Annotated in this window: 4 protein-coding genes; all 4 read right to left on the bottom strand. The window is 67.4% G+C overall.

Features of this window, described 5'->3' with window-relative positions; genetic code table 11:
* Positions 1-654 (bottom strand): site-specific integrase (locus P4L93_00005; GenBank protein MDR3685334.1); only part of this gene is annotated, 654 nt, incomplete at its 3' end.
* Entirely contained in the window at positions 647-2017 is a 1371-nt protein-coding gene (trmFO, locus tag P4L93_00010; GenBank protein MDR3685335.1) for a methylenetetrahydrofolate--tRNA-(uracil(54)-C(5))-methyltransferase (FADH(2)-oxidizing) TrmFO, read from the bottom strand. The genes trmFO and P4L93_00005, both read right to left, overlap by 8 nt.
* Before the next feature lie 45 nt (positions 2018-2062).
* Positions 2063-2953 carry a DNA-processing protein DprA gene (dprA, locus tag P4L93_00015; protein MDR3685336.1) on the bottom strand — a complete coding sequence of 297 codons (891 nt, stop codon included), beginning with the start codon at positions 2951-2953 and terminating at the stop codon, positions 2063-2065.
* Positions 2950-3858: ATP-binding protein (locus P4L93_00020; protein MDR3685337.1), on the bottom strand; the 909-nt coding region annotated here is incomplete at its 5' end. The genes P4L93_00020 and dprA, both read right to left, overlap by 4 nt.

Consider the following 3858-nt stretch of genomic DNA (forward strand, 5'->3'; position numbering starts at 1 on the left):
CCCCCTGGTCGAGAGAAACACGGCGTCCGTGAGGGCGCTTCGCAGCAGGTGCGGGCGGCCGTCAATCAAGTAGCGGCGCAGCTTCTCGGCGGCAAGCGGGTGAAGCGGTGCGAGGCGCTCCTTGGAGCCCTTGCCCATCAGTGTGATCTGTCGCTGTGCGAGGTCCAGCGAGCCCAACGTGAGCGCCGAGACCTCGCTCACGCGCGCGCCGGTCGCGTAGAGCAGTTCGAGGATCGCCGAGTCGCGCAGACCGACGGCGGTGGTGGTGTCAGGCGCGTCGAGTAGCGCGTCAAGTGCCTCGTTTGGGACCAGCCGAGGGAGGCGCGACGGCATCTTTGGGGTTGCAAGCACCGACGAAGGGTCCGAGGCGGCGAGGCCCTCAGTCACCAGGAAGGCGAACATGGAACGGACCGCCGAGAGCCGACGCGCAACTGTGCGACGCGCGTATCCGGCCCGGTCGAGTTCGGCGAGGTAGCGCCGCATCTGGCGGTGGTTGAGCGTGATCGGATCGATTCCGCTGCGCTCGGCCCACTCCAGATAGCGGGCGAGATCTGCCGAGTAGGCGCGCACCGTGTTGGGCGAGACGCCAAGTTCGACGGCGAGGTGTGTTAGGAATCGGTCGACCAGCGTGGCCGGGCCCATTGCGCTACTCATCGGGGCCCGCCTGGGGCAACGATGCCGAGAGCTCGCGATGCTCTCCGAGCCAAGCGGCCAGATCGGTGTGCGCTCGCTCTACGTAAGCGGCGTAGCGCTCCCGCTTGCCGCGGACGCGCTCAGATAGCGGCGGAATGATGCCGAAGTTGACGTGCATCGGCTGGTACTCCGTGGTAGCTGGATCCGTCGCGTAGGCAATGAGCGAGCCGAAGGCCGTAGTCGGCGGAAGGACCACGCCCGCAGCGCCGGTGATCTCGGCCCACGTGTTGAGTGCTGCCACCAAACCCGACATGGCGGCCTCAGCGTAGCCTTCGGTGCCTGTAAGCTGGCCGGCGAGGCGAACTGCCGGATGCTCGCGAAGCGCGAGCGAGGCGTCAAGTACGCGTGGTGCGTCGACGAACGTGTTGCGATGCATGACGCCGTAGCGCACGAAGACGGCGTCCCGCAGGCCCGGAATCATGTGAAAGACGCGCTCCTGCTCGGGAAACGCGAGGTTGGTCTGGAACCCCACGAGGTTGTACGCCGTGCCGGCGGCGTTCTCGGCACGGAGCTGCACGACTGCCCACGGCCGCTCTCCGGTTCGCGGGTCGGTCAGACCGACTGGCTTGAGCGCGCCGAAGCGAAGGGCGTCGAGGCCCGTGCGCGCGACCTCCTCGGCGGGCTGGCACGCCTGGAACAGATCGCTGCGCTCGAACTCTTTGGGGTTCACCTTGCGTGCCGATACGAGCGCATCGTAGAAGGCGGCGTATTCCTCGCGGCTCATCGGCGCGTTGAGATAGTCCGCGCTGCCGCCCTTGTCGTAGCGCGACTGGGCGAAGACCACGGAGCGGTCGAGGGTGTCTGCATCGACGATCGGTGCCGCAGCGTCGAAGAAGGCGAGTCGGTCGCCCACGAGCGAGGACAGGGCGCTCTCCAGCGCAGGGCTGGTCAACGGCCCAGTTGCCACAATCACGCGGCCTTCAGGGATCGAGTCTGCCTCGGTGCGCACTACGTCTATGTTGGGATGTGACTCCATCCGTCGCGTCAGCTCGGTCGAGAATGCTGCGCGGTCGACGGCCAGCGCTCCGCCAGCAGGCACGCAAGTCCACTTGGCGACCTCGAGGACGACGCTGCCTAGTGCGGATAGCTCGTACTTGAGCAGTCCCGCCGCCGAGTTGGGATCGGTGCTCTTCAGCGAGTTCGAGCAGACGAGTTCGGCCAGATCGCCAGTGTGGTGCGCGGGCGTCATGCGCGATGGGCGCATCTCGATCAAACGCACGCGCACACCTCGCTGAGCGAGCTGCCACGCGGCCTCGGTTCCGGCGAGTCCGCCGCCGATGACATTCACGGTCGGGGCGCCGGCTATGCGAGCGACTGGTGTCACGGGTCTCCTTGCAAGGTGGCGGTCGCTCGTAGTGTAGCGTCTGAGTCAGCAAGGACCGTACCTCCCGTCGGGGTACTTTCGGACGAGCCCGAGTCCCTCAAGGGCTCCGATGCGCCGAGCTGCCGAGATGATGTCGAGCCCCAGGGCCCGCGCAACGTCGTCCGGGCGGCCGGGATTGGTGCGCAGGCTCGACAGAACGTCGTCGTCCGTTGCCAGCCCGTAAAGTGTCTCGGAGATGTCACGGCTCTCGCTCGGCGGACCCAGGGCGAGCATCAGCGCATCTGCGAGTTCGGCGACCTCGGTGATGGGGGTAGCGCCCTGACGAAGGAGCCGGTTTGGTCCTCGGCACTCAGGGGCGAAGATCGAACCGGGAACGACGAGAACATCTCGGCCAGCCTCGAGCGCCCTGTCGGCGGTGATGAACGTTCCGCTCGGGCAGTTGGCCTCCAAAACGAGCAGCGCGCCAGCAAGCCCGGCGATGATGCGATTGCGGGCGCGGAACGTCCACTTGGCTGCGCGAGAGCCCCACTCCAACTCCGAGACCACGCACCCGTTCGAAGCGATCTGGCCGAGCAGTGCCGCGCTTCCACTTGGGTAGGCGACATCGGCGCCCGTGCCTAGTACGGCGACGGTGCGCCCACCGGATGCCAGTGCGGCGCGGTGAGCAGCCTGGTCGCATCCAATTGCCGCCCCTGAGACGATCGGGTAGCCCGCCGCTGCGGCCCACCCGGCGAACAGGCGCGCGGCCGCCAGGCCATAGGGGGTTGCTTTTCTGGCGCCAACGACGGCGAGTCCCGGCACCAAGGCTGCGGGGTCTCCGTAGCCTCGAAGCACTGCCGGTGGGTCGGCGATCTGCGCTAGCAGCGCCGGATAGCACGGGTCGTCAATGGCAATCTCAAACCGAGGCGCATCTCCCGGCCACGACGCATCACTCATCGCTCCCCCTTTGCTCTGAATCCGACGACCTCGGCGATGTGATCTGCCCTGACCGCCGCGCTTGCGTCGAGATCGGCCACCGTGCGTGCCACGCGCAGCAGTCGCGTGACCCCCCTACCCGAGAGGTGTTGGGTTCGCGCCACCGTCTCGAGTGCGCTTCTACATGAAGCGTCCATGCCGCAGGCCTGTAGAAGGGCGGCGCCTGAGAGCTGCGCTGTCTGCCCGAGCTGCCGAGACTCGGCACGCGCCCTGACAAGCTCGACACTCGCTCGCATGTCGGACGATCCGCTCCCAAAACTCGGCTTCAGCAGCAGCCCTGGATCAACTCGGCTCACATCGACGACGATGTCGATTCGGTCCATGAGCGGCCCACCGATTCGACCCTGATAGCGGGAGACCAGGCTCGCCGAGCAGGAGCACGGCTTTGCGCCATCGCCGAAGAAGCCGCATGGACACGGATTGGCGGCGCCGATCAACGCGAAGCGCGCGGGGAAGCGAAGCCGCCCTTCGGCGCGCACGAGAGTGATCTCGCCGTCCTCGAGCGGCTGCCGCAGCGCCTGCAGTGCGGCAGGGCCGAACTCCGGCATCTCGTCGAGGAAGAGGACGCCGTTGTGCGCGAGCGAGGCCTCGCCCGGGTGCGGAGGCGACCCACCACCAACAAGCCCCGCGATCGATGCCGAGTGATGGGGCGCGCGGAAGGGCCGAACGCCCGCGAACGCGGCACTTTCGTCGAGACCCGAAACAGAGTGCACAAGCGCTGTCTCGAGTCGTTCAGCGGCCGTCAGGGGCGGCAAGATCGTGGGCAGCCTGCGGGCGAGCATGGTCTTGCCCGATCCCGGTGGACCGACCATGAGCACGTTGTGGCCCCCGGCGGCGGCGATCAGAAGCGCGTGCTTGGCAAGTTC

The sequence above is a fragment of the Coriobacteriia bacterium genome, from assembly GCA_031292615.1.
GTDB lineage: Bacteria > Actinomycetota > Coriobacteriia > Anaerosomatales > JAAXUF01 > JARLGT01.

Bases quoted from the DNA above. Each gene is read 5' to 3' on its own strand.
- dprA (MDR3685336.1), bottom strand. From the start codon at position 2,953: ATGAGTGATGCGTCGTGGCCGGGAGATGCGCCTCGGTTTGAGATTGCC.